The sequence below is a fragment of the Flavobacterium sp. 11 genome, assembly GCF_002754315.1.
In the GTDB taxonomy this organism is placed as follows: domain Bacteria; phylum Bacteroidota; class Bacteroidia; order Flavobacteriales; family Flavobacteriaceae; genus Flavobacterium; species Flavobacterium algoritolerans.
Genome location: NZ_PEFE01000001.1, coordinates 1,007,147 through 1,033,152 on the forward strand (window position 1 = coordinate 1,007,147; position 26,006 = coordinate 1,033,152).

The 26,006-nt window shown below is 34.2% G+C and carries 26 protein-coding genes; 22 read left to right on the forward strand and 4 right to left on the reverse strand.

Features of this window, described 5'->3' with window-relative positions:
• Positions 1-102 precede the first annotated feature (102 nt).
• Together CLV00_RS16630 and CLV00_RS04340 are read left to right on the forward strand one after the other, a co-directional pair.
• Positions 103-588: a hypothetical protein gene (locus CLV00_RS16630; RefSeq protein WP_304529105.1), complete on the forward strand. Its 486-nt coding sequence runs from the start codon at positions 103-105 to the stop codon at positions 586-588.
• A 79-nt stretch (positions 589-667) separates the two neighbouring features.
• Positions 668-1,429, forward strand: a complete 762-nt coding sequence (locus CLV00_RS04340) for a GLPGLI family protein (protein ID WP_099713981.1) — start codon at positions 668-670, stop codon at positions 1,427-1,429.
• 246 nt (positions 1,430-1,675) lie between these two features.
• Here the strand turns inward: CLV00_RS04340 and CLV00_RS04345 are convergent, their stop codons facing one another.
• Positions 1,676-2,728, reverse strand: coding sequence for a ferredoxin--NADP reductase (locus tag CLV00_RS04345; RefSeq protein ID WP_099713982.1), 1,053 nt, complete (start codon positions 2,726-2,728; stop codon positions 1,676-1,678).
• Between the two features lie 134 nt (positions 2,729-2,862).
• On the opposite strand from CLV00_RS04345, the gene CLV00_RS04350 reads away from it, so the two are divergent.
• The 20 genes from CLV00_RS04350 (at position 2,863) to CLV00_RS04445 (ending at position 22,218) form a co-directional block, all read left to right on the forward strand.
• Positions 2,863-4,332 (forward strand): DUF5687 family protein, encoded by a 1,470-nt coding sequence (locus CLV00_RS04350; RefSeq protein WP_099713983.1) that lies wholly within the window; start codon positions 2,863-2,865, stop codon positions 4,330-4,332.
• Between the two features lie 48 nt (positions 4,333-4,380).
• On the forward strand, positions 4,381-5,076 hold the full coding sequence (locus CLV00_RS04355) for an ABC transporter ATP-binding protein (RefSeq protein ID WP_099713984.1): 696 nt from the start codon (positions 4,381-4,383) through the stop codon (positions 5,074-5,076).
• Positions 5,077-5,362: 286 nt separating this feature from the next.
• A complete protein-coding gene (locus CLV00_RS04360; protein ID WP_369800906.1) occupies positions 5,363-7,990 on the forward strand; it encodes a tetratricopeptide repeat protein in 2,628 nt (875 codons plus the stop codon).
• 2 nt (positions 7,991-7,992) lie between these two features.
• Positions 7,993-8,400, forward strand: coding sequence for a polymer-forming cytoskeletal protein (locus tag CLV00_RS04365; RefSeq protein WP_099713986.1), 408 nt, complete (start codon positions 7,993-7,995; stop codon positions 8,398-8,400).
• The gene (locus CLV00_RS04370; RefSeq protein WP_099713987.1) at positions 8,369-8,593 is read left to right on the forward strand and encodes an AtpZ/AtpI family protein; all 225 of its coding nucleotides are present in this window, start codon (positions 8,369-8,371) and stop codon (positions 8,591-8,593) included. Before CLV00_RS04365 ends, CLV00_RS04370 begins: the two co-directional genes overlap by 32 nt.
• A 106-nt stretch (positions 8,594-8,699) precedes the next feature.
• Complete coding sequence (locus tag CLV00_RS04375) at positions 8,700-9,092, forward strand: hypothetical protein (protein WP_099713988.1); 393 nt, start codon at positions 8,700-8,702, stop codon at positions 9,090-9,092.
• A gap of 120 nt (positions 9,093-9,212) precedes the next feature.
• On the forward strand, positions 9,213-10,346 hold the full coding sequence (atpB, locus tag CLV00_RS04380; RefSeq protein WP_099713989.1) for a F0F1 ATP synthase subunit A: 1,134 nt from the start codon (positions 9,213-9,215) through the stop codon (positions 10,344-10,346).
• Between the two features lie 102 nt (positions 10,347-10,448).
• Positions 10,449-10,640, forward strand: coding sequence for an ATP synthase F0 subunit C (gene atpE, locus CLV00_RS04385; protein ID WP_073353856.1), 192 nt, complete (start codon positions 10,449-10,451; stop codon positions 10,638-10,640).
• Between the two features lie 117 nt (positions 10,641-10,757).
• Positions 10,758-11,258 (forward strand): F0F1 ATP synthase subunit B, encoded by a 501-nt coding sequence (locus CLV00_RS04390; protein ID WP_099713990.1) that lies wholly within the window; start codon positions 10,758-10,760, stop codon positions 11,256-11,258.
• A gap of 5 nt (positions 11,259-11,263) precedes the next feature.
• Positions 11,264-11,797 (forward strand): ATP synthase F1 subunit delta, encoded by a 534-nt coding sequence (atpH, locus tag CLV00_RS04395; RefSeq protein WP_099713991.1) that lies wholly within the window; start codon positions 11,264-11,266, stop codon positions 11,795-11,797.
• A 38-nt stretch (positions 11,798-11,835) separates the two neighbouring features.
• Positions 11,836-13,413 carry a F0F1 ATP synthase subunit alpha gene (gene atpA / locus CLV00_RS04400; protein WP_099713992.1) on the forward strand — a complete coding sequence of 526 codons (1,578 nt, stop codon included), beginning with the start codon at positions 11,836-11,838 and terminating at the stop codon, positions 13,411-13,413.
• A 72-nt stretch (positions 13,414-13,485) separates the two neighbouring features.
• Positions 13,486-14,346 carry an ATP synthase F1 subunit gamma gene (gene atpG, locus CLV00_RS04405; protein WP_099713993.1) on the forward strand — a complete coding sequence of 287 codons (861 nt, stop codon included), beginning with the start codon at positions 13,486-13,488 and terminating at the stop codon, positions 14,344-14,346.
• Positions 14,347-14,435: 89 nt separating this feature from the next.
• The gene (locus CLV00_RS04410) at positions 14,436-14,879 is read left to right on the forward strand and encodes a GNAT family N-acetyltransferase (RefSeq protein WP_099713994.1); all 444 of its coding nucleotides are present in this window, start codon (positions 14,436-14,438) and stop codon (positions 14,877-14,879) included.
• Positions 14,880-14,889: 10 nt separating this feature from the next.
• Positions 14,890-15,351, forward strand: a complete 462-nt coding sequence (locus CLV00_RS04415; RefSeq protein ID WP_099713995.1) for a hypothetical protein — start codon at positions 14,890-14,892, stop codon at positions 15,349-15,351.
• A gap of 123 nt (positions 15,352-15,474) precedes the next feature.
• Positions 15,475-16,941, forward strand: coding sequence for a lipopolysaccharide biosynthesis protein (locus CLV00_RS04420; protein WP_099713996.1), 1,467 nt, complete (start codon positions 15,475-15,477; stop codon positions 16,939-16,941).
• Between the two features lie 182 nt (positions 16,942-17,123).
• On the forward strand, positions 17,124-17,558 hold the full coding sequence (gene dut, locus CLV00_RS04425; RefSeq protein ID WP_099713997.1) for a dUTP diphosphatase: 435 nt from the start codon (positions 17,124-17,126) through the stop codon (positions 17,556-17,558).
• Between the two features lie 182 nt (positions 17,559-17,740).
• The gene (locus CLV00_RS04430; RefSeq protein ID WP_099713998.1) at positions 17,741-18,751 is read left to right on the forward strand and encodes a sugar phosphate nucleotidyltransferase; all 1,011 of its coding nucleotides are present in this window, start codon (positions 17,741-17,743) and stop codon (positions 18,749-18,751) included.
• 52 nt (positions 18,752-18,803) lie between these two features.
• Positions 18,804-20,153, forward strand: a complete 1,350-nt coding sequence (locus CLV00_RS04435; RefSeq protein ID WP_099716232.1) for a tetratricopeptide repeat protein — start codon at positions 18,804-18,806, stop codon at positions 20,151-20,153.
• Positions 20,153-20,941, forward strand: coding sequence for a DUF4292 domain-containing protein (locus CLV00_RS04440; protein ID WP_099713999.1), 789 nt, complete (start codon positions 20,153-20,155; stop codon positions 20,939-20,941). Before CLV00_RS04435 ends, CLV00_RS04440 begins: the two co-directional genes overlap by 1 nt.
• Before the next feature lie 59 nt (positions 20,942-21,000).
• A complete protein-coding gene (locus CLV00_RS04445) occupies positions 21,001-22,218 on the forward strand; it encodes a murein hydrolase activator EnvC (RefSeq protein WP_233206856.1) in 1,218 nt (405 codons plus the stop codon).
• A gap of 98 nt (positions 22,219-22,316) precedes the next feature.
• Here CLV00_RS04445 and CLV00_RS04450 read toward each other — a convergent pair whose 3' ends face one another.
• From CLV00_RS04450 to CLV00_RS04460, 3 genes are read right to left on the reverse strand one after another with little or no spacing between them, the layout of a single operon-like run.
• Positions 22,317-23,288: a transglutaminase family protein gene (locus tag CLV00_RS04450; RefSeq protein WP_099714001.1), complete on the reverse strand. Its 972-nt coding sequence runs from the start codon at positions 23,286-23,288 to the stop codon at positions 22,317-22,319.
• A gap of 5 nt (positions 23,289-23,293) precedes the next feature.
• A complete protein-coding gene (locus CLV00_RS04455; RefSeq protein ID WP_099714002.1) occupies positions 23,294-24,247 on the reverse strand; it encodes an alpha-E domain-containing protein in 954 nt (317 codons plus the stop codon).
• 42 nt (positions 24,248-24,289) lie between these two features.
• Positions 24,290-25,726: a circularly permuted type 2 ATP-grasp protein gene (locus CLV00_RS04460; protein WP_099714003.1), complete on the reverse strand. Its 1,437-nt coding sequence runs from the start codon at positions 25,724-25,726 to the stop codon at positions 24,290-24,292.
• Positions 25,727-26,006 lie beyond the last annotated feature (280 nt).

Consider the following 26,006-nt stretch of genomic DNA (forward strand, 5'->3'; position numbering starts at 1 on the left):
TTTTCTGGTAATTTTTATTTTGGATATGGGTTTAAGGTAAAAAAAATAGATTTACAGGTTAATCTTAATCCATCTGTTAGCTACAACAAATCGGTACTTAGTATTAATAGCAAAATCAATAATTCCAGTACTTTAAATTCAGGATTTTCAATTTATTTAAATAAATCAAAAGATAAGAAATACGAATTTAGTTTAAGTAATAGATTTTCAAATAACAGAAACAGTACTTCTCAAAACGATGAAGTAAAATCATTTAACACTAATAATTTGGATCTGAATATAGGGGTTTATTTTAGAGAAAAATGGAAATTGTCCACCGACTACAATTTAAATTCTCGTCAAAAAACGACCGACTTCCAAACCAATCTTACCAATCAATTGTGGAATGCAAGGTTGCAACGCACTTTCAAAAACGATGAGTTTACGGCTTATATTCTCGTAAGGGATATTTTGAATCAAAATGTAGGCATCAATAGATATGTTTATGAAAACATAATAGGTGAGGAACGAAACGACAGGCTAAAAAGATATGCTATGATAGGCTTTACCTGGAATTTTAAAAACAAAGGAGAAAAGGAGAAACAGTAAAGAAATAAATTAGCAACTGTCCTGAACGAAGTTCAAGGAATTGCAATAATGAGCATTCAAAAAATCTAATTATCAACATATGAAATCAATACTTTTTTTTATAGCAGCACTACTTTTTACAACTACATCAAAAGCACAGCAATTTATAGATGAAGCTGTAATTGAATATGAAGTAAATACTAATCTCAAAAAAACGATGAGCAATGACAGTTGGGATGAGATGATGAAAGAGAACCTGTCCGACCTAAAAATATCCTATTTCACCTATACTTTTGCGGATAACAAAAGCATCTACAAATTTGACAGATGGAGTCCAAAAACAAGAATACCAAAACACGAAAAAGATGCGGATGAAGAAAACATCTGGTATTCTGATTTTGCGACAAGAAAAATGAATATGCAAAAGCAAATAGTGGGAACTAATTTTGTAATAGATGACAGCATACCAAATATACAATGGAAAATCACCAATGAGCATAGAGAAATTGCAGGTTATAATTGCCGAAAAGCCGTTGGAAAAATAATGGATGACGTATATGTGTTTGCTTTTTACACGGATGACATCACCATTTCTGGCGGTCCATGTTCTATAAATGGTTTACCGGGTATGATTTTGGGGCTTTCAATACCAAGATTATATACTTCGTTTATAGCTACCAAAATAGATTTAAAAATCATTAACCCATCTGACATAAAACCAATCACAGCCAAAAAAACCTATGATTTAGTGGGTCTGAAATCGATGATAGAAGAAAAAACAAAGGATTGGTTCAAATATGGCGAGGATAAAGAAGAAAACAAAAGACAAAAAAATCTTTTCTTGTGGAATGCTTTTCTATAATGGGTTAATAAGTTGATTTTAAATTTGGTACTACAACTCATCAGTAATTAAGATGTGATGCGAAGGATTGCTGTTGAAGTGATTGTTTAAAAAATTTAAAGTGTTTTGAACCATTAAGGAATTTAGAAAAATTAAGTCTTAAATTATATATCACAAGATGTTTTTACAACATTTAGTTAAAAAAAAGAGTTTGCACATTGCAAACTCTTTTTTTTAATTGAACACCGCTAAAAATGAAACAGTTTTCTATACGTCATCATAATCTACATAAATAGTTTCTGATGTTGGATGCGCTTGACAGGTAAGAATCAAACCATCTGCTATTTCTTTATCGGTAAGAATAGAGTTTTTAGTCATTTCGGCAGTTCCGGAGGTAACGCGAGCCAGACAGCTGCTACAGATTCCGCCTTGGCAAGAATACGGAGCATCAATGCCTTGTTTTAAAGCAGCATCAAGAACAGTTTGTTTTTGTGACATTTCGAAAGTCGTTTCCTCATCATCTACCATTATAGTGATTTTAGAATGTCCTTCTAATGATTTTTCTATTTTGTTTTCTTTGGTAGAAGAAGAAAATAATTCAAATTTTATGGCTGATTCTTTAATATTATGCTCTTTCAAAACGCCAGAAACAGTATTGATCATTTCTTCCGGTCCACATAAATAGAACTTATCAAATTCTAATTCTTTGTGTTTGTTATTCAAAACAAAATTCACAGTCGATTTTTCAATTCGCCCAAACAAAGCATTTTCTGCTTTGGCTTGACTGAAAACATAATGTACAAAAAGGCGACCCACATATTGCAATTGCAAATCGTGTAATTCTTGATGAAAGATGGTTTCTTCGGGAGATTTGTTTCCGTAAACCAATACAAAAGAACTTTTAGGTTCATTTTTTAGTATTGATTTTAAGATGGAAAGTACTGGTGTAATTCCGCTTCCGGCTACAAAAGCGACGTAGTTTTTTTGTCGGCCAACTTGTGGTTCGAAAGTAAATTTTCCTTCCGGTTTTCCTACTTCAAGAACATCTCCAGCTTTTAGTTTTGTGTTAGCAAACTGAGAGAAAGCACCGTTTTTCACTGCTTTCACTGCAATACGCAATTCTCCGCTGTCAGGAGCCGAACAAATAGAATACGCACGACGAATTTCCTCGCCGTCCAAGGTTAATCTTAAATTGATATATTGACCTGCAACAAAAGTATAATTTGCTTTTAATTCCTCAGGTACGTTAAAAAGTATGGAAACAGCGTCTTTGGTTTCGCGTTTTACTTCTTTTATTATTAGTTTTAAAAAAGATGGCATGTGATTATTTTTTTACAAAAGTAGGAAATGGCAAATAAATGAAGATTATAAATAAGTGTTTTTTTATATTTGATGTAACGTTTTCTTATTTTGACTACATACTATAAAACCAAAATAACCAAAATAACCAAACTATGATTCAAAAATTTCTTTATCTCGAATGGAAAGCATTTTTTAGATCGGCTTCCTTCGCAACTAATTTGGCTTTAAAAATCCTGATGGGTTTCGTGGCCGCTTATTTCATTTTAATTTTCTTAGCATTAGGAGTCGGGGCATTTTATATTCTGAAGAAAATGAATTTAGACCCAATTGTAACGGTAAACAAATTCATGATTTATTATGTATTGATGGATTTAATCATCCGATTGCTGTTGCAAAAAATCCCCGTGATGAACATTCGTCCCATGTTGATTTTCCCCATAAAAAAAGCCACAATTGTTCATTTCTCTTTAGGAAAGACGGTTTTGTCCTTCTTCAATTTGGTGCATGGTTTTTTCCTGATTCCGTTTAGTGTTGTTTTGATTATTGAAGGTTATGATCCAGTCTCTGTGGTACTTTGGTATACTGCGTTGTCATCTTTGATATACATCAACAATTTTCTAAATATTCTACTGAGTAATAAAGACAATTTATTTGCTATTTTCTTGGCAATAGCAGCCGTTTTAGGAGGATTACAGTATTATGGATTGTTCAATATCACGGAGTATACAGCGCCATTTTTTGATGCTATTTTCAATACGTATTGGGCTTTTGCCATTCCGGTAGTGGCTTTAATCGCTTTATATTATGTCACGTTCCAATATTTCAAAAAGAATTTATACCTGGATGCGGGATTGTCAAACAAACACGATGTTGCCAAAACGGAGGAGTTGACTTGGTTGAATCAATTTGGAACCATTGGAACTTTCTTGAAAAATGACATTAAATTAATCAAAAGAAACAAGCGTTCAAAAACCACTGTAGGACTGAGCATAATGTTCCTTTTTTATGGTTTTCTTTTCTTTACCAATGCAATTGAAGTGTACAACAATCCTGTAATGCACATTTTTGCCGGGATTTTCGTTTCGGGAGGATTCTTAATCACTTTCGGACAATTTGTACCGAGCTGGGACAGCGCCTATTATCCCTTAATGATGACGCAAAATATTCCTTACAAAGGCTATTTGAGTTCTAAATGGTGGTTGATGGTAATAGCTACAATAGTCACCACAACAATTGCTTCTTTCTACCTCTATTTTGGATGGCAGGTGTATTTAACCATTGTTGTAGGTGCGATTTATAATATTGGAGTCAATTCCCATTTGGTTTTATTGGGTGGCGCGTATACCAAAACGCCAATCGATTTGAGTTCAGGTAAAGGCGCTTTTGGAGATAAAAAAGCATTCAACGTAAAAACCATGCTAATTTCACTGCCGCAATTAGGATTGCCCGTTTTAATGTATTGGTTAGGTGCTAAATTAGGCAATCCCAATGTAGGATTAGCGTTAGTGGCGTCGATGGGAGTGATCGGATTTGCATTAAAAAACAAAGTTTTCTCCTTGATTGAGAAAATTTACAAATCAGAGAAATACGCGACCATTGCTGCATACAAACAAAAAGGATAATCAAGCGATTAACGAAATCAACAAATAACCGAATAAACTTTTTCAAAAATGATACAAGTAAACAACCTTTCGAAAACATACAACGGAACAACCGTATTAAAAATAGATACTTTAGAAATAAAAAAAGGCGAAAGCTTTGGATTAGTGGGGAATAACGGAGCCGGAAAAACCACTTTTTTCAGCCTTTTATTGGATTTAATCCAGCCTTCAACAGGGAATATTGTCAACAACGAGGTACAAGTAAACACCAGCGAAAACTGGAAACCATTCACGGCTTCCTTTCTGGACGAAAGCTTCTTGATTGGCTACTTAACGCCCGAAGAATATTTTTATTTCATAGGCGATTTACGCGGACAAAATAAAGCCGATGTCGATGCTTTATTGGCCACACACGAAGAATTTTTCAACGGCGAAATCCTTAAAAACAAAAAATATTTACGCGATTTATCCAAAGGAAATCAGAAAAAAGTGGGCATCATCGCCACATTAATCGGGAATCCGGAAGTTATTATTCTGGACGAACCGTTTGCTAATTTAGATCCAACGACACAATTTAGATTAAAGAAAATCATCAAGGATTTAGCTGATAATCCAGATGTTACCGTACTGGTTTCCAGCCACGATTTGTTGCATACCGTTGAGGTAAGTGACAGGATTGTCGCTTTACATAAAGGCGAAGTGGTCAAAGATATTCAAACTTCTGAGGAAACATTAAAGGAATTAGAAGCATTTTTTGCGGTTTAAACAGAATATAACTCAACCGCTAATTCGCAGTTTATTTTTAGTTTGTCAAATGCCAATAAGAGTTTAATTTGGGCGTGACCCGGAAAAAAATCCGGGTCGGGCTTTCACTCCCAATCTTTTTTATTCTTGAAAAAAAGAATAAAAAAGGATTTCCGTTACATCCCTCACGCGCACAACAGACTCAAATAAACCCCGATAATTTTCACGATATCAAAAAGAAACGTATTTTTACCAGTCAGTATACTAAAAAGCATATTTAAAAGTTAATTGATAAAAACGTTTTCCATTGAAAGTCAATAGATTTAAACAGTTATTTTTCTTCTTATTCTTCGGTTTTTTAGTAGCCTGTTCTACTAAGAGAGATACTTTTATGGCCAGAAATTCCCACGCCTTAAGTACAAAATATAATATTTTATACAACGGTCAAGTAGGTTTGGACAAAGGAGTCAAGGAAATAAAATCCAACAGCGATGACGATTTCTGGAAACGTCTGCCAATAGAAAAAATGCAAATTGTAGAAGACTTGACTTCCACAACAAAACCTAAAAACACAAATTTTGAATTGGCTGAAGCTAAAGCGACCAAAGCCATCCAGAAACATTCCATGAACATTGGCGGAAGAGAGAAAAACACTCAAATTGACGAAGCGTATCTGATGCTTGGTAAATCCCGTTATTACGACCAACGATTTGTTCCTGCACTTGATGCATTCAATTATATTTTGTACAAATATCCCAACAGCAGCAAGATTTATGAGGCTAAAATTTGGCGCGAAAAAACAAATATGCGTTTAGGAAATGACGCTTTGGTAATAAAAAACATAAGTAAATTATTAGAAGACCACGAAGTAAAAAAACAAGTTTTTGCGGATGCAAATGCGCTTTTATCAGAGTCTTTTTTGAACTTAGAAGAAAAAGACAGCGCAGTTGCTAAACTAAAATTAGCCATTGAGTTTACCAAAGTAAATCAGGAAAGAGCACGATATCGTTTTGTTTTGGGACAATTGTATCAGCAATTGGGATACAAGGACAGTGCTGTAGCTTCGTATCAATCAGTGATTGACATGAACCGAAAAGCGGACAGGAAATTTGTTATTCAGGCGCATGCTAAAAAAGCAGAATTGTTTGATTATCAAAACGGGGATTTCAATTCCTTTACAAAAACATTTGATAAGCTGGCAAAAGATAGAGAAAATAGACCATATAAAGATTTAATTTTTCATCACATGGCAGTGTTTTATGATCAGAAAAACGATCAGAAGAAAGCGTTAGATTTTTACAACTTATCCTTAAGAACAGATTCTAAAGACTCGTATTTAGTAGCTTCAAATTACCGAAATTTAGGAAATATGTATTTTAGAAATGCAGAATATCCTGCTGCTGCAAAATATTATGACAGTACATTGGTAAAACTCAATGACAAAACGAGAGAGCATAATAAAATTAAAAAAATTAGAACTAATCTGGATGAGGTGATTTTGTATGAGGCTCTTGCCAAAAGAAATGACAGTATTTTGAATGTTGTTTCATTAAATGAGAGCGATAAAATAGCTTATTTTGAAAAGTACATCGTCAAATTAAAAGAAGAGGATGAAATCAAGAGAGTTTTAGAAGAAAAACGAAAAGAAAAACAAGAAAACATAGAAAGGAATAGTACAACCAGTTCTATTGATCCGGCTTCTAGTCAGGAACCGGGAAAACCGGCCAAAAAATCGGCGTTGATGCCGCCGGCTATTCCAAATGTTTCCTCACAACAAGCAGGAAGTATTTTCTATTTTTATAATCCTACAACCGTAGCTTTTGGAAAAATAGAATTCAAAAAAACGTGGGGCGACAGAACCCTGAATGGTAATTGGAGAATATCATCCAGTGCTGTAAATCCAACTTCAGCAGATCCGTTGAATGATGATAAAGAAACTGTTGAAGAGGCATCAACAGCGGAGAAAATCGTGGAGCAATACACCACAGATTTTTATTTGAAACAACTTCCCATAGTACAAACGGAGATAGACAGCATAGGTAAAGAACGTAATTTTGCCTATTACCAATTAGGGATTATTTATAAAGAAAAATTCAAAGAAAATAATTTGGCCATCGCTAAACTGGAACAATTATTAAACAATAATCCAGAGGAAAAACTGGTGCTGCCATCGATGTATAATTTGTATAAACTATATCAAATTACAGATGTAAGCAAAGCGGAAGCGATGAGAAAAAGAATATCGGCTCAATATCCGGATTCTCGTTATGCACAAATTATGAACAACACAAGCTCTAATGCGGCTTCAGTAAATGAAACACCGGAAAGTGCCTATACTAAATGGTATAAATTATACCAACAAGAACAATTTGTTTCGGTTTTGGAGAACTCAGACGCTTTGATTAATCAGTTTTCGGGAGATGAAATTGTATCAAAATTCGAACTGCTTAAAGCAAATGCTATTGGAAAACTGAAAGGACTAACGGCTTACAAAAATGCATTGCAAGGAGTAGCGGATAATTATCCAAATAGCGAAGAAGGCAAAAACTCACAAGAAATCCTGACGAGTCAGATTCCGTTTTTAGAGAAAATGGAGTTGAGTACAACGGATTCAAATAATTGGAAAATTTTATATCGAGTAGGTTCACGAGAGGATAAAAATACAAAAGCAATAGAGGAAAAAATCAAAATGTTAGTTGCTGCAGAAAGCCCTCAGAAACTATATTATTCCTATGATATTTATACTGAAAAAGAAAATTTCATCACCATTCACGGAATAAAATCAGAACTTTATGCTAAAGACATTGTATTTGTATTGAAGGATAATGTAAAATATAAATTGGTCGATCCTGCTATTGTGGTTTCGGGTGAGAACTACAAAGTGATTCAAATCAAGAAAAATATGGACACTTATTTAGCACCAAAAAATCCATAAATATGTTTGATAAAAAGCAAAAATCATACACTGATCTTTTGGGTAAAACCAATAGAATTGTTGAAGGTACTACTATAAAAGGCGATATTATTTCGCATGCTGATTTTAGATTAGATGGAAACTTGATAGGTAATTTCCAGTCTGGCGGGAAAATTGTTATTGGTCCGGCCGGAAGCGTTACTGGAGATATTGTATGTAAAAATGCAGATATTGAAGGAAAATTTGACGGAAAAATTCAAGTAACCGAAGTGCTGAATGTAAAATCAAAAGCCAGTATCCATGGAGAAGTTACCACTGGAAAACTATCAGTAGAGCCGGGAGCTGATTTTAGCGCTTCTTGTACAATGAAGACTAATGTAAAAAATCTAATCCAGAACGATGGACAACAATCCCAAAAAAAGAGCGAATAAATGGCTTGCGCTGATTAACATTCCGATTCAAATGGGGGCCATCATCTTTCTGTTTTCCTATCTGGGAGACTGGTTAGACGAAAATCATCCGCATCCAAAAGTATATTACAGTAAAATTTTAGTAATGGTAGGCGTTGCACTGGCTTTGTATAATGTGATACGACAGGTAAACGAAATCAATAAAATGCAGTAATTTTTCAAGAGGGAAAAGGAATACAAACGAGCTGTAAACGTCCGGATGGTCGAATAAATTAAAATAACTTTGCGCCTTAGTGCCGTTGCGGCAAAAAATAAATACAATGAATTTAAAAAATTACAAACCGCTTCTGTCTTTATTGGCACTTGCGGGATTGGCTTATGTGGTTCATCGAGTTGCTTTTTATCTATTAGATATAAATGATGCGACTTTTTATTATTCGATAGAAACCCTTTATATGGTATTTCTGGTTTTGTCTATTATGGTATTTGTAGTTTTGTTAAAAGTCAAAGAACGCAGTTTTGATAATGTGGGTATGTCATTTCTTTTGAGTACCAGTATTAAAATGATTGTTTGTTATCTGATTTTAAAGCCTATATTGCAGGTTACAGCACAAAACAATGCAATAGAGAAAAAGAATTTTTTTATGATGTTTATTCTCTTTTTAGCAATTGAAACCATATTAACAATACGTATATTAAACGAAAAGCAATAAATATGTTATTCAAGGAACAAATCCATCAAAAATAATTTTTTATATTCTTTTGAATATTAATAAAAGATGTACATTTGCACCAAATTTCAGAAACGTAATAAATTAAGATAATTAACTGTTATGGTGATTTCAAACAAACCACTTAGATTTATATTAGCGACTTTAGTAGCGTGTCTTCCTTTAATTAGTTTTGCAAATCCTGAACAGGATACTGTAAAAGTAAAAACAGAAGTTGCCCATGAGGCAGCCGAAGGAGCTCATGCTGAACCAACAGATGTAAAATCTAAAATTAAGGCATTTATTAATCATCACCTTTTGGATGCGCATGATTTTACCTTTTCAGCAAATGAAGAAACAGGCGCGCATTATGGTTTTTCATTGCCAATTATTCTTTGGGACAATGGTTTGCAAGTATTTTCTTCTTCAAAATTTCACCATGGTGAAGAAGTTGCTGAACACAATGGAAACTTCTACGTATTACACCACGAAAAAATATACAAAACGGATGCTTCTGGAACTTTAACAGAAGAGCACGGTCACCCTACAAATGCAACTCCACTAGATTTATCTATTACAAAAAGTGTAATCGGTATTTTAGGAATAGCAATCTTAATGTTTGTATTGTTTACAAGTTTAGCAAAATCGTATGCTAAAAATGGCGGTATAGCTTCTGGAGCTGGTCGTTTCTTTGAGCCGCTTGTTCTTTATGTAAGAGACGAAATTGCCATTCCAAACATTGGAGAAAAAGGATATAAAAAATACATGAGTTATTTATTGACTATATTTTTCTTTATTTTCTTTTTAAATATATTAGGATTAACTCCGCTAGGATTTAACGTAACTGGAAATATTGCTATTACAGCATCACTAGCTTTGTTGACGTATTTAATCACAACTTTTACAGCTAATAAAAATTACTGGGGACACATTTTCTGGATGCCAGGTGTGCCAACTCCAATGAAATTTATTTTGGCTCCAATTGAATTATTGGGAACAATCATCAAACCATTTTCATTAATGATACGTTTGTACGCTAACATTTTAGCAGGACACGTTGTATTGATGAGTATTATTGGTTTAATGTTTATCTTTAAAAGCTGGATTGGAAGTACTTTGTCATTTGGATTGGCATTCGCACTTTCTATCCTTGAAATATTAGTTGCGTTTTTACAAGCGTATATTTTCACCATGTTATCTGCACTTTATTTTGGAGCAGGAAACGAAGAGCATCATCACGACGAAGCTCATCATTAATAGGTTAACCGTTTAGCCGTTAATTTGTTTAACCGTTTCAACGAATAAACAAATCATCGATTAAACCATAAAAAAGAATGTTTAATTTTTAATATATATATTATGGAAATTCCAACTATTGTAGGAGCAGGATTGATTGTTATCGGAGCAGGTTTAGGTATTGGTAGAATTGGTGGTTCAGCAATGGACGCTATTGCTCGTCAGCCAGAAGCTTCTGGAAAAATCCAAACAGCTATGCTTATCGCAGCTGCACTTATTGAAGGTATTGGTTTCGCTGCGTTATTCGCATCGTAATTAAAACTTAAAAAAACGATAGTTACAACGGTTGGTTGTAACTATTGTTTTTAAAATTAAAACATTACAAATTGCGATTAAAAGCAATTCATACTTTAAAATTTATAATTAGATATAATGGATAAGTTAATAAATGATTTTTCGTTTGGTTTGTTTATTTGGCAAATAGCAATATTTGTTGGATTAATACTCTTGTTAAAAAAATTCGCTTGGAAACCAATTCTTGATGCAGTTAATGATAGAGAAGAAGGAATTAAAAATGCATTACTTTCTGCTGAAAATGCTAGAAAAGAAATGCAAAATCTTCAAGCTGACAACCAACGTATTTTACAAGAAGCAAGATTAGAGCGTGACAACATGCTTAAAGATGCTCGTGAAATGAAAGAGAAAATGGTTGCTGATGCTAAAAATGAAGCGCAAGCTCAAGGATTGAAGATGATTGAGCAAGCGAAAGCAGCAATTGAAAGCGAAAAAAATGCAGCTATGGCAGAATTGAAATTACAAGTTTCAACTTTATCATTGAGTATCGCAGAAAAAATATTGAAAGACGAATTATCTAACAAAGAAGCTCAAACTAAATTAGTTGAGAAAATGTTAGGTGACGTAAAGTTAAACTAACAATTATGGCAAGTACAAGAGCAGCAATTCGTTATGCAAAAGCAATTCTAGACTTAGCAAACTCAAAAGGTGTTGCCGAAGTTGTAAATAACGACATGAAATTGATTGCTTCAACAATTAGCAGTAATTTGGAATTGAGTACTTTTATTCAAAATCCAACTACTAAAGTTGAAGTAAAAGAGAAAGCACTGTTAGAAGTTTTTGCAGGTATCAATGGCGTAACTCAAGGGTTGTTTCATTTGTTATTTGAAAACAAAAGATTCGAAATTCTAGAAGCAATTGCAATAGAGTACAGTAAATTATCTGATATTATGAATGGCGTTGAAGTAGCTCAGGTTACTACAGCTATTCCTATGGATGCAGCATTAGAAGCACAAGTTTTGGCTAAAATTGCAACCCTTTCGGATAAAAAAATCACAATAGAAAATATAGTAGATGCTTCAATCATTGGAGGATTTATTCTAAGAATAGGCGACAAGCAATACAACGCTTCGGTAGCCAACAGATTACAAGTATTAAAAAGAGAGTTAAGTAATTAGTTTTATTGCACATTTAAGTGTCTAAATTATAAATTAAGATGGCGGAAATCAAACCTGCTGAAATTTCAGCAATATTAAGAAAGCAAGTAGAAGGTTTTGAATCTGGTGCTACACTAGAAGAAGTAGGAACAGTACTTCAAGTTGGAGATGGTATTGCTCGTGTTTACGGGCTTTCTAATGTTCAATATGGAGAGTTAGTTGAATTTGACAATGGATTAGAAGCTATTGTTTTGAATCTTGAAGAAGACAATGTTGGTGTGGTACTTTTAGGACCATCAACAGGAATCAAAGAAGGTTCAACTGCTAAAAGAACACAACGTATTGCTTCTCTTAAAGTAGGAGAACAAATGGTAGGTCGTGTAGTAAACACTCTTGGTTTTCCAATTGATGGAAAAGGACCAATCGGTGGAGATTTATACGAGATGCCTTTGGAAAGAAAAGCTCCTGGAGTTATCTTCCGTCAACCAGTTACTGAACCATTACAAACAGGTATTAAAGCAGTAGATGCTATGATTCCAGTTGGTCGTGGACAACGTGAGCTAGTTATTGGTGACCGTCAAACAGGTAAATCAACTGTTTGTATCGATACTATCTTAAATCAAAAAGAATTTTATGATGCTGGGAAACCAGTATTCTGTATATATGTTGCAATTGGACAAAAAGCGTCAACTGTAGCAGGAATTGCTAAAATGTTAGAAGAAAAAGGGGCAATGGCGTATACGATTATTGTTGCAGCTAATGCTTCTGATCCAGCTCCGATGCAAGTTTATGCTCCTTTCGCAGGTGCTGCAATTGGAGAATATTTTAGAGATTCAGGTCGTCCGGCTTTAATTGTTTATGATGATTTATCTAAACAAGCTGTTGCGTATCGTGAGGTTTCTCTTTTATTAAGAAGACCACCGGGACGTGAAGCATATCCTGGAGACGTTTTCTACTTACACAGTAGATTATTAGAGCGTGCTTGTAAAGTAATTGCAGATGATGGAATTGCTAAAAACATGAACGATTTACCAGATTCTATCAAATCAATTGTAAAAGGTGGTGGTTCATTGACTGCTTTGCCAATTATTGAAACTCAAGCGGGTGACGTTTCTGCATATATCCCAACAAACGTAATTTCGATTACTGATGGTCAAATTTTCTTAGATGGAGATTTGTTTAACTCTGGGGTTCGTCCAGCAATTAACGTAGGTATTTCGGTATCTCGTGTTGGAGGAAATGCACAAATTAAATCGATGAAAAAAGTAGCGGGTACTTTGAAACTGGATCAAGCACAATTCCGTGAATTGGAAGCGTTTGCTAAATTTGGTTCTGATTTAGATGCTGTTACTTTAAACGTAATTGAAAAAGGAAAAAGAAACGTTGAAATCTTGAAACAAGGTTTGAACGATCCTTATACTGTTGAAGATCAAGTTGCAATTATCTATGCTGGTTCTAAAAACTTATTGAGAAATGTTCCTGTGAATAAAGTAAGAGAATTTGAGAAAGATTTCTTGGAATTCTTGAACAACAAACACAGAGCAACTCTTGATGCTTTGAAAGCAGGAAAATTAACAGACGAAATTACAGATGTAATCGAAACTGTAGCAAAAGAATTATCAGCAAAATATAATTAATATAAGTGAATAGTGAATAGTGATTAGTGAAGAACTAATTACTATTTACTTATTACTAATTACTAGAAAACAATGGCAAATTTAAAGGAAATCCGTAATAGAATTACTTCCGTTTCATCTACGATGCAAATTACATCGGCAATGAAAATGGTTTCTGCAGCAAAGCTAAAGAAAGCACAAGATGCAATCACAGCAATGCGCCCTTATGCCGAAAAATTAACGGAATTATTGCAAAATCTTTCTGCTACACTTGAAGGTGATGCAGGTGGAGAGTTTACAACACAACGTGAGATTAAAAAAGTTTTAGTGGTAGCCATAACTTCAAATAGAGGTTTATGTGGTGCATTTAATACAAATGTTATCAAAGAAGCTAAAAGCCGTTCGGAAGTTTATGCCGGAAAACAAGTTGATATTTTTGCTATTGGTAAAAAAGGAAATGATGTTTTGAGCAAAACATTGTCAGTAGTAGATAATCAAAGTACTGTTTTTGACGATTTGACTTTTGATAATGTAGCTAAAATTGCTGACCTGTTAACGGAGAAATTTGTTTCTGGTGAATACGATAAAATTGAGTTGATTTATAATCAATTTAAAAATGCTGCGACACAAATCGTTCAAACAGAACAATTTTTGCCATTAGCACCTATAAAATCTGATCTTACAGTTTCGACTGGAGATTATATTTTTGAACCTTCAAAAGAAGAAATCGTGTTGACTTTGATTCCAAAATCTTTAAAAACACAATTGTATAAAGGAATTCGTGATTCATTTGCTTCAGAGCACGGAGCGCGTATGACTGCCATGCACAAAGCAACTGATAACGCAACTGAGTTGAGAAATCAATTGAAACTGACTTATAATAAAGCACGTCAAGCGGCCATTACTAATGAAATCTTAGAGATTGTTGGTGGAGCGGAAGCATTGAATGGGTAATAATTATTGATTCAAAATATATTCTAAGAGCCAACAGATGTTGGCTCTTTTTTTGTTTAATTTTATAGTTTAAAACAATACTAGGAAGAATGAAATTAGAAATTAGAGAACTGACTACAGTAGAAGAAATGCTTAGTAACATTGAAGTAATGCGGTTTTTATATCCCACATTTACGGTAGAAAAGTATGAATCGTATTTAGTAGAAATGATTCCGTATAATTACAAGCAGGTAGCCGTTTTTGAAAATGAGGTTTGTGTGGCGGTTTCCGGATTTTGGTCAGGAACAAAACTTTGGTCGGGAAAATACATCGAGATTGATAATTTTATTGTTCATCCAGAGCATCGTTCCAAAGGTTTGGGCAAAATGATGACCGATTATGTTGATGTTTTGGCTAAAGAAACCGGCTGTACAATGATTGTTTTGGACGCTTTTACCGGGAATTTTACGGCACATCGTTTCTATTACAATCAAGGTTATGTCCCAAAAGGATTCCACTTTCTTAAGATTTTAAACGAAGAAGGATTAAGTTAAATAGAACAATATGAAAGGATATAAAAGAATCGTTGCCTTATTTATTATTGCAATCAGCCTGACTTTTTGTGCCATGAAACCAGAATTTCAAACGGAATTTCCTCAAGAAATACAATCTGCTTTTTACCAGAAATGGGTAGACGGCAAGCAAAGTAGCGGAATTGATTTTTATATTGAATTCAAAAAATCGCTTGCGGCAAACATTAAGCTGGAGAAAATCTATTTTCAAAATCAGGAATTAGTTATAAAAGGAATTGTCAAAAATACTTTTACAGCCCATTTTTACAAAGAAAATAAAAAGGAAGATTTCATTCTGCACAAAGACCCTTCAAAAGAATATGGGAATAAAGCGCCGGTAATTCAAAAAACTAAATTTGATTTGAAACCTAATGAAGCGGTGTTAGAATACAAGAAAGATGATAAAACCTATTTTTTCAAAATAATTAATCCCATAGAAAAGCCATTAAGGTAATTTTGGTGAAAATGAATCAGTTCTTGTCGTGGTATTTCTGTTCTAAAACAAATATTCACTTCAGATGATTAAACCAAAGAATTCGTTATTTTTGTTTTTATAAATAGTAATAGACACATCATTTTGGGATTATATAAAAATCTTTTTAAACAGACTGCCATTTATGGATTGGCTACGGTCATACCAAGAATGTTCAGTTTTATACTGGTTCCATTATACACAGATTTGCTTCCAAAAGCCGAATATGGTAAGGTTTCCATCATTTTTGCCTGGATGATCTTTTTTAATGTAATTCTAGCTTACGGATTTGAGACTGCTTTCTTTAGGTTTTACAATAAAGAAACAGATAAGAAATCAGTGGTGGAAACGACATCTGTTTCCCTTTTTTGGACTTCACTTTCGTTTTTATTCCTAGCCTTATTATTCCGAAATAAATTAGCCATTTGGTCTGGAATTGATGCGCAGTACATTACGTACACCATCTGGATTTTAGTCCTGGATGCCTTGGTGATTGTTCCTTTTTCTAAATTAAGGGTCAATCAGCAACCCATAAAATATGCTATAATCAAAATTGGAAATGTTGCAATCAATCTGGTTTTAAACCTTTTCTTTTTAAGTTATTTGCCAGTAATTGCACAATCCAACCCAGATAGTTTTTTAAGTTCTTTTTACTTAGAAGATTTTCAAATAGGCTATATTTTTGTGTCTAATATCGTTGCGAGCTTAGTTACATTCTTAATACTTTCCCCTAATTACCTTTTGCTGAAATGGCATTTTGATTACAAGCTTTGGAAACGAATGATGGGGTATGGTTTGCCTATTATGGTGGCCGGAATCGCATTTGCGATCAACGAACAATTCGACAAAATTTTATTGGGTAAATTACTGCCTGCAAATATTGCAGATGCCGAAGTAGGAGTATATTCGGCGTGTTATAAACTGGGATTATTTATGGTTTTGTACCGTACGGCCTACACATTAGGAATCGAACCTTTCTTTTTTAGCCACGCTGATAAGGAGGATGCGCCTCAAACCTATGCTACGATTACCAAATATTTTGTCATTTTTGGTTCTTTTATTCTGTTGTCAGTAATCGTTTTTGCCGATGTTTTAAAATACATTATGATTCAAGATGAGTCGTATTGGGAAGCGATGAAAGTGGTGCCGTTAATCATTTTGGCTAACTTTTTCCTGGGCATTTACACCAATCTTTCCGTTTGGTACAAACTGATAGACAAAACCCATATTGGCGCTTATATTTCTATTATTGGCGCAATAATTACACTGGCGTTAAATTACCTGCTAATCCCAACAATGAGCTATTACGGCTCAGCAATTGCCACGATTGCGGCTTATGGAAGCATGATGTTTATCTCCTACTATTTTGGAAATAAATATTACCCCATTCCGTATGATACGAACAAAATTGCCATGTATCTATTTATTTCAATAGGATTTTCGGCAGTTTCATTTTATGGCTTCAGGGAAAATTATTATGTAGGAATCACATTATTACTCGCGTTCATGTATTTCATATACCACAACGAAAAAGAATTATTAATCAAAATTTTGAACCGAAAAAAGAATTAGAGCTTAAATTTAAATTTTTAGGAGCTATTTCCTGCTATTCGTTGCAATCTTTTCCTTTTTAAAGAAAAAAGGAAAAGGATTTTCACTATTATCAGGGCTATAACTCAAAATAATCGAAACATAGTTACAGACAAGAAGGGACAAGTCGCGATTTGTCCCTACATATTTAAAATAAAAAAACAATGACAATAAACATAATCAACAAATCACAACACGCCTTGCCAAACTATGAAACCATAGCATCGGCAGGAATGGACTTAAGAGCAAACTTAACGGAATCGATAACCCTAAAACCATTGGAAAGAACCATTGTAAAAACAGGTCTTTTCATAGAATTACCCATAGGTTACGAAGCACAAGTGCGTCCAAGAAGCGGTCTGGCTGCCAAAAAAGGAATTACAGTCCTGAATTCTCCAGGAACAGTAGATGCAGATTATCGTGGTGAAATTGGTGTGATTTTAGTAAATTTATCCAATGAAGATTTTGTCATTGAAAACGGGGAACGTATCGCACAACTTATCATAGCAAAACACGAACGTGCTGAGTGGATTGAAGTACAGGAACTAACAGAAACTTCCAGAGGTGAAGGTGGTTTTGGAAGTACAGGAGTGAAGTAAGTATTCAGTACTCAGTTTTTAGTGTTCAGTCCTAGTGTAGCGGTCAAGAAACATGTAATAAATTAATTAAAAGTCTGTGGGAATCGGTTTAATCCGTTTAATCTGTGGCTAAAATAGAACAGTAATATCTTCGTGAACTTTGCGAAAAACTTCGCGACTTTGCGGTTAAATAACCAATAAAAATGAAAATAATTGTCCCAATGGCAGGTCGTGGTTCACGTCTTCGCCCGCATACATTAACCATTCCTAAACCATTAATTCCTATCGCTGGAAAACCAATCGTTCACCGTCTGGTCGAAGATATTGCTGGCGTGTTGAATCAAGATATTGAAGAAGTAGCCTTTATTATTCACGAAAGTTTTGGTAAAAAAGTAGAAGAAGAATTACTTGCGATCGCACAAAAATTAGGCGCCAAAGGCACTATTTATTATCAAAATGAAGCTTTAGGAACCGGTCACGCGATTATGTGTGCCAAAGATTCTTTGAGCGGACCCGCTGTTATTGCTTATGCCGATACTTTAATTCGTGCCGATTTCGATTTAGATCAAAATGCCGATAGTGTTATTTGGGTAAAACAAGTGGATCATCCAGAGGCTTTTGGTGTGATAAACCTAAACGAAGCGAATGAAATTGTAGAACTGGTAGAAAAACCTGCGGCGTTTGTTTCGGACCTTGCCGTTATTGGAATTTACTATTTTAAGGATGTTGCCGTTTTAAAAAGCGAACTTCAATTAGTATTAGATAATAATATTATTCACGGTGGAGAATATCAAATTAACGACGGAATCAAGCAAATGATGGCAAAAGGCATGAAATTTGTACCAGGAACAGTCGATGAGTGGATGGATTGTGGAAACAAAGACGTTACGGTAGAAACAAATTCCAGGATGTTAGGTTTCTTGCATAATGACGGGACACATTTGGTAGATTTTGATGTCAAATTAGAGAACTCCACAATTATTCCGCCATGTTATATTGGGGAAGATGTAGTGTTGATAAATGCAACGGTTGGTCCTAATGTTTCCTTAGGAAAAGGATGTCATGTAATAAACAGCAGTATTAAAAACAGTTTGGTACAAACGCACTCTAACATAAAAAACGCGAATTTAGATAATGCGATGATTGGGAATCATGCCAGTTTTGATGGTAACTTTACAAGCATCAGTATTGGAGACTATTCGGTTTTAGAATAAAAAATGGTTCAATTCTTGTATGTATAAGAAAGATTCAAGATTAAAAAATAGAATGAAAAAAAGCGCTTTAATAGTTTTATTTCTGGTTTTGCAATGCAATTCAGCTTTGCTATTGGCACAAACGGAACCCGAAGAAATTAAGCTCGATGCAGATCAGTTTCAGGAATTTTTTTATGAATCATTGCTTCAAAAAGGAATCGAAAATTATGACAAAGCAGTAGTGGCTTTGGATAAATGTATCAAGATTAAACCGAATGATGCCGCTGTGTATTATGAATTAGGGAAAAATTATTTAGCATTAAAGGAATATAAAAATGCCTATTCTTCATTTGAAAAAGCCACACAAATTGATCCAAAAAACAAATGGTTTTGGGTGGGAATGTATGATGTGAGTTATGAAACGAGCGATTATAACCAGGCAATAATGGTTATCAATAAATTGATAGAATTTGATGAGAAGTATAAAGAGGATTTGACATCGCTTTATATGGGAACCAAACAATTTGACAAAGCGTTGGATTTAATCAACGAGTTAAACGAAACATTTGGAAAAACGGACAGAAGGGATTTATACAAAAGCCAGATTTTATCGGAAGGGAAATTTCAGAATATGGAAGCTTCAAATTTGTTAGAGCAAATTGAAAAGAATCCCAAAGAAGAATCTAATTATATCAGTTTGATTGTTTTGTATTCTAAAAATAATGAGGAAGAAAAAGCGTTTGAAATTGTCAAAAAACTGGAAAAAGCTTTACCAAATTCCGAATGGGCTCAAGTAACATTATTCAAAAATTATTTGGATAGTAATGACGCTCCAAAAGCAATAAACGCCATGAATGTGGTTTTGGCCAGTACCAAAATAGATGCTAAAATAAAGCACCGAATACTGAATGAGTTTTTGATTTTTGCAGATAAAAATCCGCAATACACAGCTGATTTAGAAAAAGCGATTTCGTATTTTGATAATGACGCAGCGGTTAATGTCGCTAAGGAAATAGGAAAGTTTTACCACGCTAAAAAGCAATGGGCAAAAGCGACAAAGTATTATGAGCAAGCATTAAAAAACGGTTCAGGAGATGATATCGAAACTAATTTGCTTTTGCTTCAAACCTATACAGAGACAAAGCAATTTGAATTAGTTGCCAAAAAAGCCTCCGCAATGGTGGATACTTTTCCAACACAGCCTCAGTTTTACTACTATTCAGGGATGGCAAATAATCAATTGCAACAATTTAAAAAAGCCAAGGATATGCTGGAAATGGGCTTGGATTATTTAGTAGAGGACAGAGCATTAGAAATAAATTTCAACATTCAGTTGGGAGAAGCATACAACGGTTTAGGAGATTTCAAGAAAAAAGAAATGTATTTTTCTAAAGCCAATCAATTATTAAAAGAAAAAAAATAATGAAAAAAATAGCAATAATAATAGTACTCGCTCTTTTTGTGGTTTCCTGTAAATCCAAAGCCATTGCGGTTGCGGCCAGTAATGCGCCAACAACGGAGGCGGCGGGTTATATGACGTCCAAAAAAATAATAGAAAATCACTACAACAATAAAAATCAATTTTCTACATTATATATTAAGTCAAGCGCCCGTTATGCTGACAACAAACAAACTCAAAATGTTACGGCCGAAATTAGGATTAAGAAGGACGAACAAATTTTGGTAAGCATTCGTTTTCTTGGAATTACAATGGCGAAAGCATTGATTACGCCAAAATCAGTGAACTATTATGAAAAGATAAACGGTAGTTATTTTGAAGGTGATTTTAGCAGTTTAAGTCAATGGCTGGGAACTGATTTGGATTACAATAAAATTCAAAATATGTTATTGGGACAAGCAATTGATGATTTGACAAAAGGGAAATATCTTGAATCATTATTGGAACAAACGTATCGATTAGATGATGTTTCAAATTCAAATACGAAAAAATCGTTCTTTTTAGATGCCGATAATTTTTTGGTTCAAAAACAAGAAATCACACAAACTGCCGAAGAACGAATGATTAAAGTGGCTTATGCTGACAGTAAAGTGTACAATGAGGCAACGTTGCCTACAAGTGTTCTGATCAATACTTTTCAGAAGAAAGGCAATACCGAAATTAATCTGGATTACAACACGGTAACTTTCAATGAAGAACTTTCTTTTCCATATAGTGTTCCAAATGGGTACAAAAGAATTATAATTAAGTAAATTAGCAAAAATATTTTTTTAATATGCCAAAATTTCTCCTTAGCCTAATCTTTATCTGTATGACTTCATTACTATGGAGTCAGGAATCCCAACAAGAAAAATTAGAAGAACGTAAAGCTCAAATTCAAAAAGAAATTAGAGAAAATGAAAGGTTATTACAAACCGTTAAGAAAAAAGAAAAATCTGCTGTGAATGTAATAGTGATTCAAAGCACTAAAATAAAGCTTAAAGAAAAATTGATAAACACTACCGAAAAGCAAACTAAATTGCTTGGAAATGATATGTATATCAATCAAATGCAAATTAATAAGCTAAAAAAAGAATTGGCTTTACTCAAGGAAGATTATGCTGAAATGATTGTGAAATCATATAAAAGCCGTTCCGAAGAAAGTCGTGCGATGTTCTTATTGTCTTCCGAGAATTTTTTACAAGCGTATAAAAGAGCGCAGTACATGAAACAATATACTGGTTTCAGAAAAATGCAAGGTGAAGAAATAAAATCGAAATCTAATCAGCTTACGGATTATAACGAGAAATTAAATGTTCAGAAAAAAGCGAAACAAAAACTGATAGCTGAGAACGAAAAAGAGCGATTAACATTAGAAAAAGAGAAGCAAGAGCAACAAAAGCTAGTCAATTCCATAAAAAAAGACAAAAATAAGATTGCCCGAGAAATTAAGCAAAGACAACAGGAATACAGAACAATCGACAGGCAGATCAATAAATTAATACGTGAAGCTATTGCGGCTGCCAATAGAAAAGCAGCTTTAGAAAAAGCAAAAGCAAATCCAAGTGCTCCAGTTTCAAAAGCTGCGGTTTCATCATCAAAAATAGAATTAACACCAGAGGCTAAAATAATTGCGGATAATTTCAGAGCCAATAGAGGAAGGTTGCCTTATCCTGTGGAAAAAGGATTTATATCACTTGGTTATGGAAATCAAACGCATCCATTATTCAATACTATAACGGTTCACAATAGTGGTGTTGAAATTACAACAGACCGTGGTGCAAATGCAAGAGCTGTTTTTGGAGGAGAAGTAACTAGTGTTATTGTTTTGTCACCTGTAAACAAAGCCGTAATGATACAACACGGGGATTTCTTCACCGTATATCAAAATTTAAGTTCCGTAAGCGTAAGTAAAGGTGATAAAGTAAGCATTAAACAAAGCATTGGAAAAGTAAGAACCAATGGCGAGACCGGAAAAACAGTAATTAAATTCCTAATTCTTCAAAATACAACTTACAATAATCCCGAAGGTTGGTTGTCACCAAGATAAAACGGTTATTTTACATAAAAAAAAGCACTATTAATTCATTCGAATAAATAGTGCTTTTTTTTTGTTATGAAATTTTAGAACTAACTAAGTGGCATTAATTATTGCTGCTGCTGTTGTTGCTGTTGCTTCTGCTGTTGTTGGAGTTGTTCAATATAATCCAATTGTTGTTGAATTTCTATTGAAACTTCTTCGAGTTGTACATCATTTATGTCTTCAAATTGTCGTCCATCCTCATAGCCAATCGAAACACAAACGGAAAGCGTTTGCCTGGAAAGACCTTTGAAAGTTCCTTTTACAGGAGTGCAATCATAGAAATTACGCCCAACGGAAAGTTTCACATGATTGTCCATCGTCCAGATATTATTGGTGGGATCTAAGCCAAGCCAACCTTGTTTTGGAGTGTAAATCTCAACCCAAGCGTGTGTGGCACCTTCGCCTCGAAGACCACTTTCGTTAGGGCAAATATAACCGCTCACATATCGGGAAGGAATTCCTGCCGTGCGTAAAAGTTGTAATAACACATGTGCAAAGTCTTGGCAAACTCCTTTTCTAATTTCTAAAATCTCGTCTACTGTGGTTTCAATATTAGTGATTCCTTTGGTGTACTTAAAATTTGTAAAAATATATTGATTGCATTGTTGGGCAATTTCTATAATGGGTTTATCGAAACAATTTATTTCATTGAGAATCGCATTGATTTCGTCTTGTTTTCTAATCGTTTCGGGATAACAAAGTCGGAGTAAAGAAATACTTTTTTCTTTTTCCTTGACTAAATCTTTTACCGTTGTGTGATCTATTTCGGGAATTTTTAGCGAATGATTGACACGTACCAACATTCTGGATTCTATAGTCATTTCGGTATGGGATTCCAAAGTATTGAAATTCCCCACGCGATTGCCGTAGTAATCCTGCGAAATCTCAACTTCGGGATTGTTTGTTATCAATAGCTGGTATTGAAGCACATCTTGGTTGTCAAAATGATGTGGAAATAAACGAATTTCATTAATGCTTTCTTTTATAGGCCAGTTGTATTGGTATTTTGTGATGTGTACTATTTTGAAAATCGCCATTTTTATTAGGTGTAAGAGAAAAATAATTTTGAAAAATCCGTCGAAAATTGAATCAGTTGCGTTCTTGTGTTGTTAAGTATGTCTTCCAGTTCTTTGTTGGTAAGATGATGATAATCTGTAAATTCAACATAACTTTTGAGTCTTCCAAATTGATTGTGCAATGTTCTCGCTTCGCTCAGATTATTGTCTTTAAATAAGCTGTTTAAATAGGTGTCTATTAATTCTAAAGTGTAAATCACTGAGTGTGCAAAATCTCTGTTGAAGATGACTTGTTGCACCACTTTACGATTGTGCGGAATATTACTGTAGCTTTTTAAATATAGCTCATAGCCCGAAAGTGATAGTAATAATCGTCTCCAATACAATAAATCTTCTTCGCCGTCCAGATTATAATCAATAGGAGCATAGTACGCTTGGGTTAAAGAAATAGTTTGTAAACATCTCTCAATGTGTTTGCCAATGCTGGAAAAACACCAACCCAATCCTCTGGGCATTGTAACTTGCAAAATACCATTATACAGCAAAAAATCTTTATTGAGCTTAGAAATAATATTACTCGCATCAGAAGTTTCCAATTTTTTTGGCAAATCAGGTGAATTCATGAAGTGGTATAAAGAATTGATATGTTCCCAAAGTTCTTTTGTAATTTTATCCTGTGAACCTCTCGCATTTTCTCGTGCTTTGATAACTAGATTTTTCACTGAATTATAATTTGGGCTGTCGCAAATAATATACTTTAGAACAAAATTAGTGTCGTATTGCACTTGATTTATTTGTTCCATAGGCAAATCAGTATAGTATTCCAATAACGGTTTGTAACCCTGAGAATCGTTCATTTCCTTATCAAAAGATAAGATATAAAAAGTATTTAGGGTAAGTAACATTCCATCTGTTCTTTCCATATATCGGTTAAGCCAAAACATTCCGTCTGCAACCCGGCTGAGCATATTTACTTTCATTCTGTTATTTTTTTTAAGAGAGTGTAGAGTTAATTCTGTGATTTATTTTACAATCCACGTGTCTTTACTTCCTCCTCCTTGGGAAGAATTAACGACTAATGAACCCTCGGTAAGCGCCACTCGGGTTAGTCCGCCCGGAACTATCTTTACACCATTCGGACCGCACAAAGCATAAGGTCTCAAATCCACATGACGCAGTTTTAGTTCGCCGTCGATAAGGCAAGGAACTGTGCTGAGTTGAATGATGGGTTGTGCAATGAAATTTCGTGGATTGTCGACAATGGCAATTTTTGCGTCTTCTAATTCTTGTTGGGTTGCTTTGTTTCCCATTATCATTCCATAACCACCACTTTGATTGGTTTCCTTGATTACCATGTTTTCCATATTGGCAAAAACCATTTCTCTTTCGTCCAGATTTTCCATTCTGTACGTAGGAACATTTTTTAGAATCGGCTCTTCGTTCATGTAATATTTTATCATGTCAGGCACGTAAGCATATACAGCTTTGTCATCGGCAACGCCATTTCCCACAGCATTCACAAGTGCTACATTTCCTTGTCGGTAGGCACTTATAAGTCCGGGAACACCCAAAGTACTGTCTGGTTTAAAAACCAAAGGATCAAGATATTCATCATCCAGTCGTCTGTAAATAACATCTACCTGATGAAGTCCCGAAGTGGTTTTCATATAAACTTTATTGTTATTCACGACTAAATCTCTTCCTTCGACCAAAGGGATTCCCATTTGCCTTGCTAAAAAAGTATGCTCGTAATACGCCGAGTTGTACACTCCCGGTGTTAGTAAAACTACATTTGGGTTGGAAATGCTTCTTGGAGAAAGTGAAACCAGAATATTATGAAAAATCATCGGATAATTGCTCACCATACTGACATGGTTTGAAGTAAGCATTTCAGGAAAAATCCGTTTGGTTATTTCTCTGTTTTCAAGCATGTAACTTACACCGCTTGGACACCTCAGATTATCTTCGAGTACATAAAATTCTCCTTTGGCACCTCTAATTAAATCAATTCCTGCAATGTGTACATGAATGTTGTGAGGAACTTTAATCCCGTGAACTTCTTGAATGTAATGAGGACAAGAGGCGATTAATGCTCCGGGAATTATACCGTCTTTTATAATATGCTGCTCGTTATAGATATCTTCCAAGAATAAATTGAGTGCTTTCAGCCTTTGTTTTATTCCAGATTCTACTTCGTTCCAGTCACTTTGGGTAATAATTCTTGGGATTATATCAAAAGGAAAAATTCTTTCGATACCTTGATTGTCGTCACTGTAAACCGTAAAAGTGATTCCTTGATTCATAAAAAAATCAGAAGCCTGTCGGTGTTTGTCGTTCAGATTATCGTGGTTTAGGTTTTGTAATGTTTGTAGTACCTGACGGTAAGATTCCCGAACACCTTCATTAGAAAACATTTCGTCCCAGCCGTTCGGGTTTAAATTAGGTATCGACTTCATCATATTTTACACCATTATTAAATAATTAAACTTAACAGCATTTTGTTATTTAAAACGCATTATAGTAGCTAAAATACCAATTTTAAAGCGATGTAAATGATGATTATGTGACTATTTAATAATTTTTACAGCATTCTTTTTTTGATAATTCTTTTTTGATAATTCTTATTTTTTGCAATGTTGTTTTTTGTGATTTCGCAGTGAAAAATATTTATTGAAATAAAAAACCCTGTTAATAAAGGAGTATTGGTGTCAATTGTTGTAAAAAATAAATCAAAATAGA

Excerpts from the sequence above, each read along its gene's own strand:
- CLV00_RS04375 (WP_099713988.1), top strand. The coding sequence starts at position 8,700 with ATGAATTTAAAAAATTACAAACCGCTTCTGTCTTTATTGGCACTTGCG.
- CLV00_RS04440 (WP_099713999.1), top strand. The coding sequence starts at position 20,153 with ATGAAAAAAATAGCAATAATAATAGTACTCGCTCTTTTTGTGGTTTCC.
- atpE (WP_073353856.1), top strand. The coding sequence starts at position 10,449 with ATGGAAATTCCAACTATTGTAGGAGCAGGATTGATTGTTATCGGAGCA.
- atpH (WP_099713991.1), top strand. The coding sequence starts at position 11,264 with ATGGCAAGTACAAGAGCAGCAATTCGTTATGCAAAAGCAATTCTAGAC.
- atpB (WP_099713989.1), top strand. The coding sequence starts at position 9,213 with ATGGTGATTTCAAACAAACCACTTAGATTTATATTAGCGACTTTAGTA.
- CLV00_RS04445 (WP_233206856.1), top strand. The coding sequence starts at position 21,001 with ATGACTTCATTACTATGGAGTCAGGAATCCCAACAAGAAAAATTAGAA.
- CLV00_RS04345 (WP_099713982.1), bottom strand. The coding sequence starts at position 2,728 with ATGCCATCTTTTTTAAAACTAATAATAAAAGAAGTAAAACGCGAAACC.
- CLV00_RS04450 (WP_099714001.1), bottom strand. The coding sequence starts at position 23,288 with ATGGCGATTTTCAAAATAGTACACATCACAAAATACCAATACAACTGG.
- CLV00_RS04410 (WP_099713994.1), top strand. The coding sequence starts at position 14,436 with ATGAAATTAGAAATTAGAGAACTGACTACAGTAGAAGAAATGCTTAGT.
- CLV00_RS04355 (WP_099713984.1), top strand. The coding sequence starts at position 4,381 with ATGATACAAGTAAACAACCTTTCGAAAACATACAACGGAACAACCGTA.
- CLV00_RS04365 (WP_099713986.1), top strand. The coding sequence starts at position 7,993 with ATGTTTGATAAAAAGCAAAAATCATACACTGATCTTTTGGGTAAAACC.
- atpG (WP_099713993.1), top strand. The coding sequence starts at position 13,486 with ATGGCAAATTTAAAGGAAATCCGTAATAGAATTACTTCCGTTTCATCT.
- CLV00_RS04370 (WP_099713987.1), top strand. The coding sequence starts at position 8,369 with ATGGACAACAATCCCAAAAAAAGAGCGAATAAATGGCTTGCGCTGATT.
- dut (WP_099713997.1), top strand. The coding sequence starts at position 17,124 with ATGACAATAAACATAATCAACAAATCACAACACGCCTTGCCAAACTAT.
- CLV00_RS04415 (WP_099713995.1), top strand. The coding sequence starts at position 14,890 with ATGAAAGGATATAAAAGAATCGTTGCCTTATTTATTATTGCAATCAGC.
- CLV00_RS04430 (WP_099713998.1), top strand. The coding sequence starts at position 17,741 with ATGAAAATAATTGTCCCAATGGCAGGTCGTGGTTCACGTCTTCGCCCG.
- CLV00_RS04350 (WP_099713983.1), top strand. The coding sequence starts at position 2,863 with ATGATTCAAAAATTTCTTTATCTCGAATGGAAAGCATTTTTTAGATCG.
- CLV00_RS04340 (WP_099713981.1), top strand. The coding sequence starts at position 668 with ATGAAATCAATACTTTTTTTTATAGCAGCACTACTTTTTACAACTACA.
- CLV00_RS04390 (WP_099713990.1), top strand. The coding sequence starts at position 10,758 with ATGGATAAGTTAATAAATGATTTTTCGTTTGGTTTGTTTATTTGGCAA.
- CLV00_RS04455 (WP_099714002.1), bottom strand. The coding sequence starts at position 24,247 with ATGAAAGTAAATATGCTCAGCCGGGTTGCAGACGGAATGTTTTGGCTT.
- atpA (WP_099713992.1), top strand. The coding sequence starts at position 11,836 with ATGGCGGAAATCAAACCTGCTGAAATTTCAGCAATATTAAGAAAGCAA.
- CLV00_RS04435 (WP_099716232.1), top strand. The coding sequence starts at position 18,804 with ATGAAAAAAAGCGCTTTAATAGTTTTATTTCTGGTTTTGCAATGCAAT.
- CLV00_RS04460 (WP_099714003.1), bottom strand. The coding sequence starts at position 25,726 with ATGATGAAGTCGATACCTAATTTAAACCCGAACGGCTGGGACGAAATG.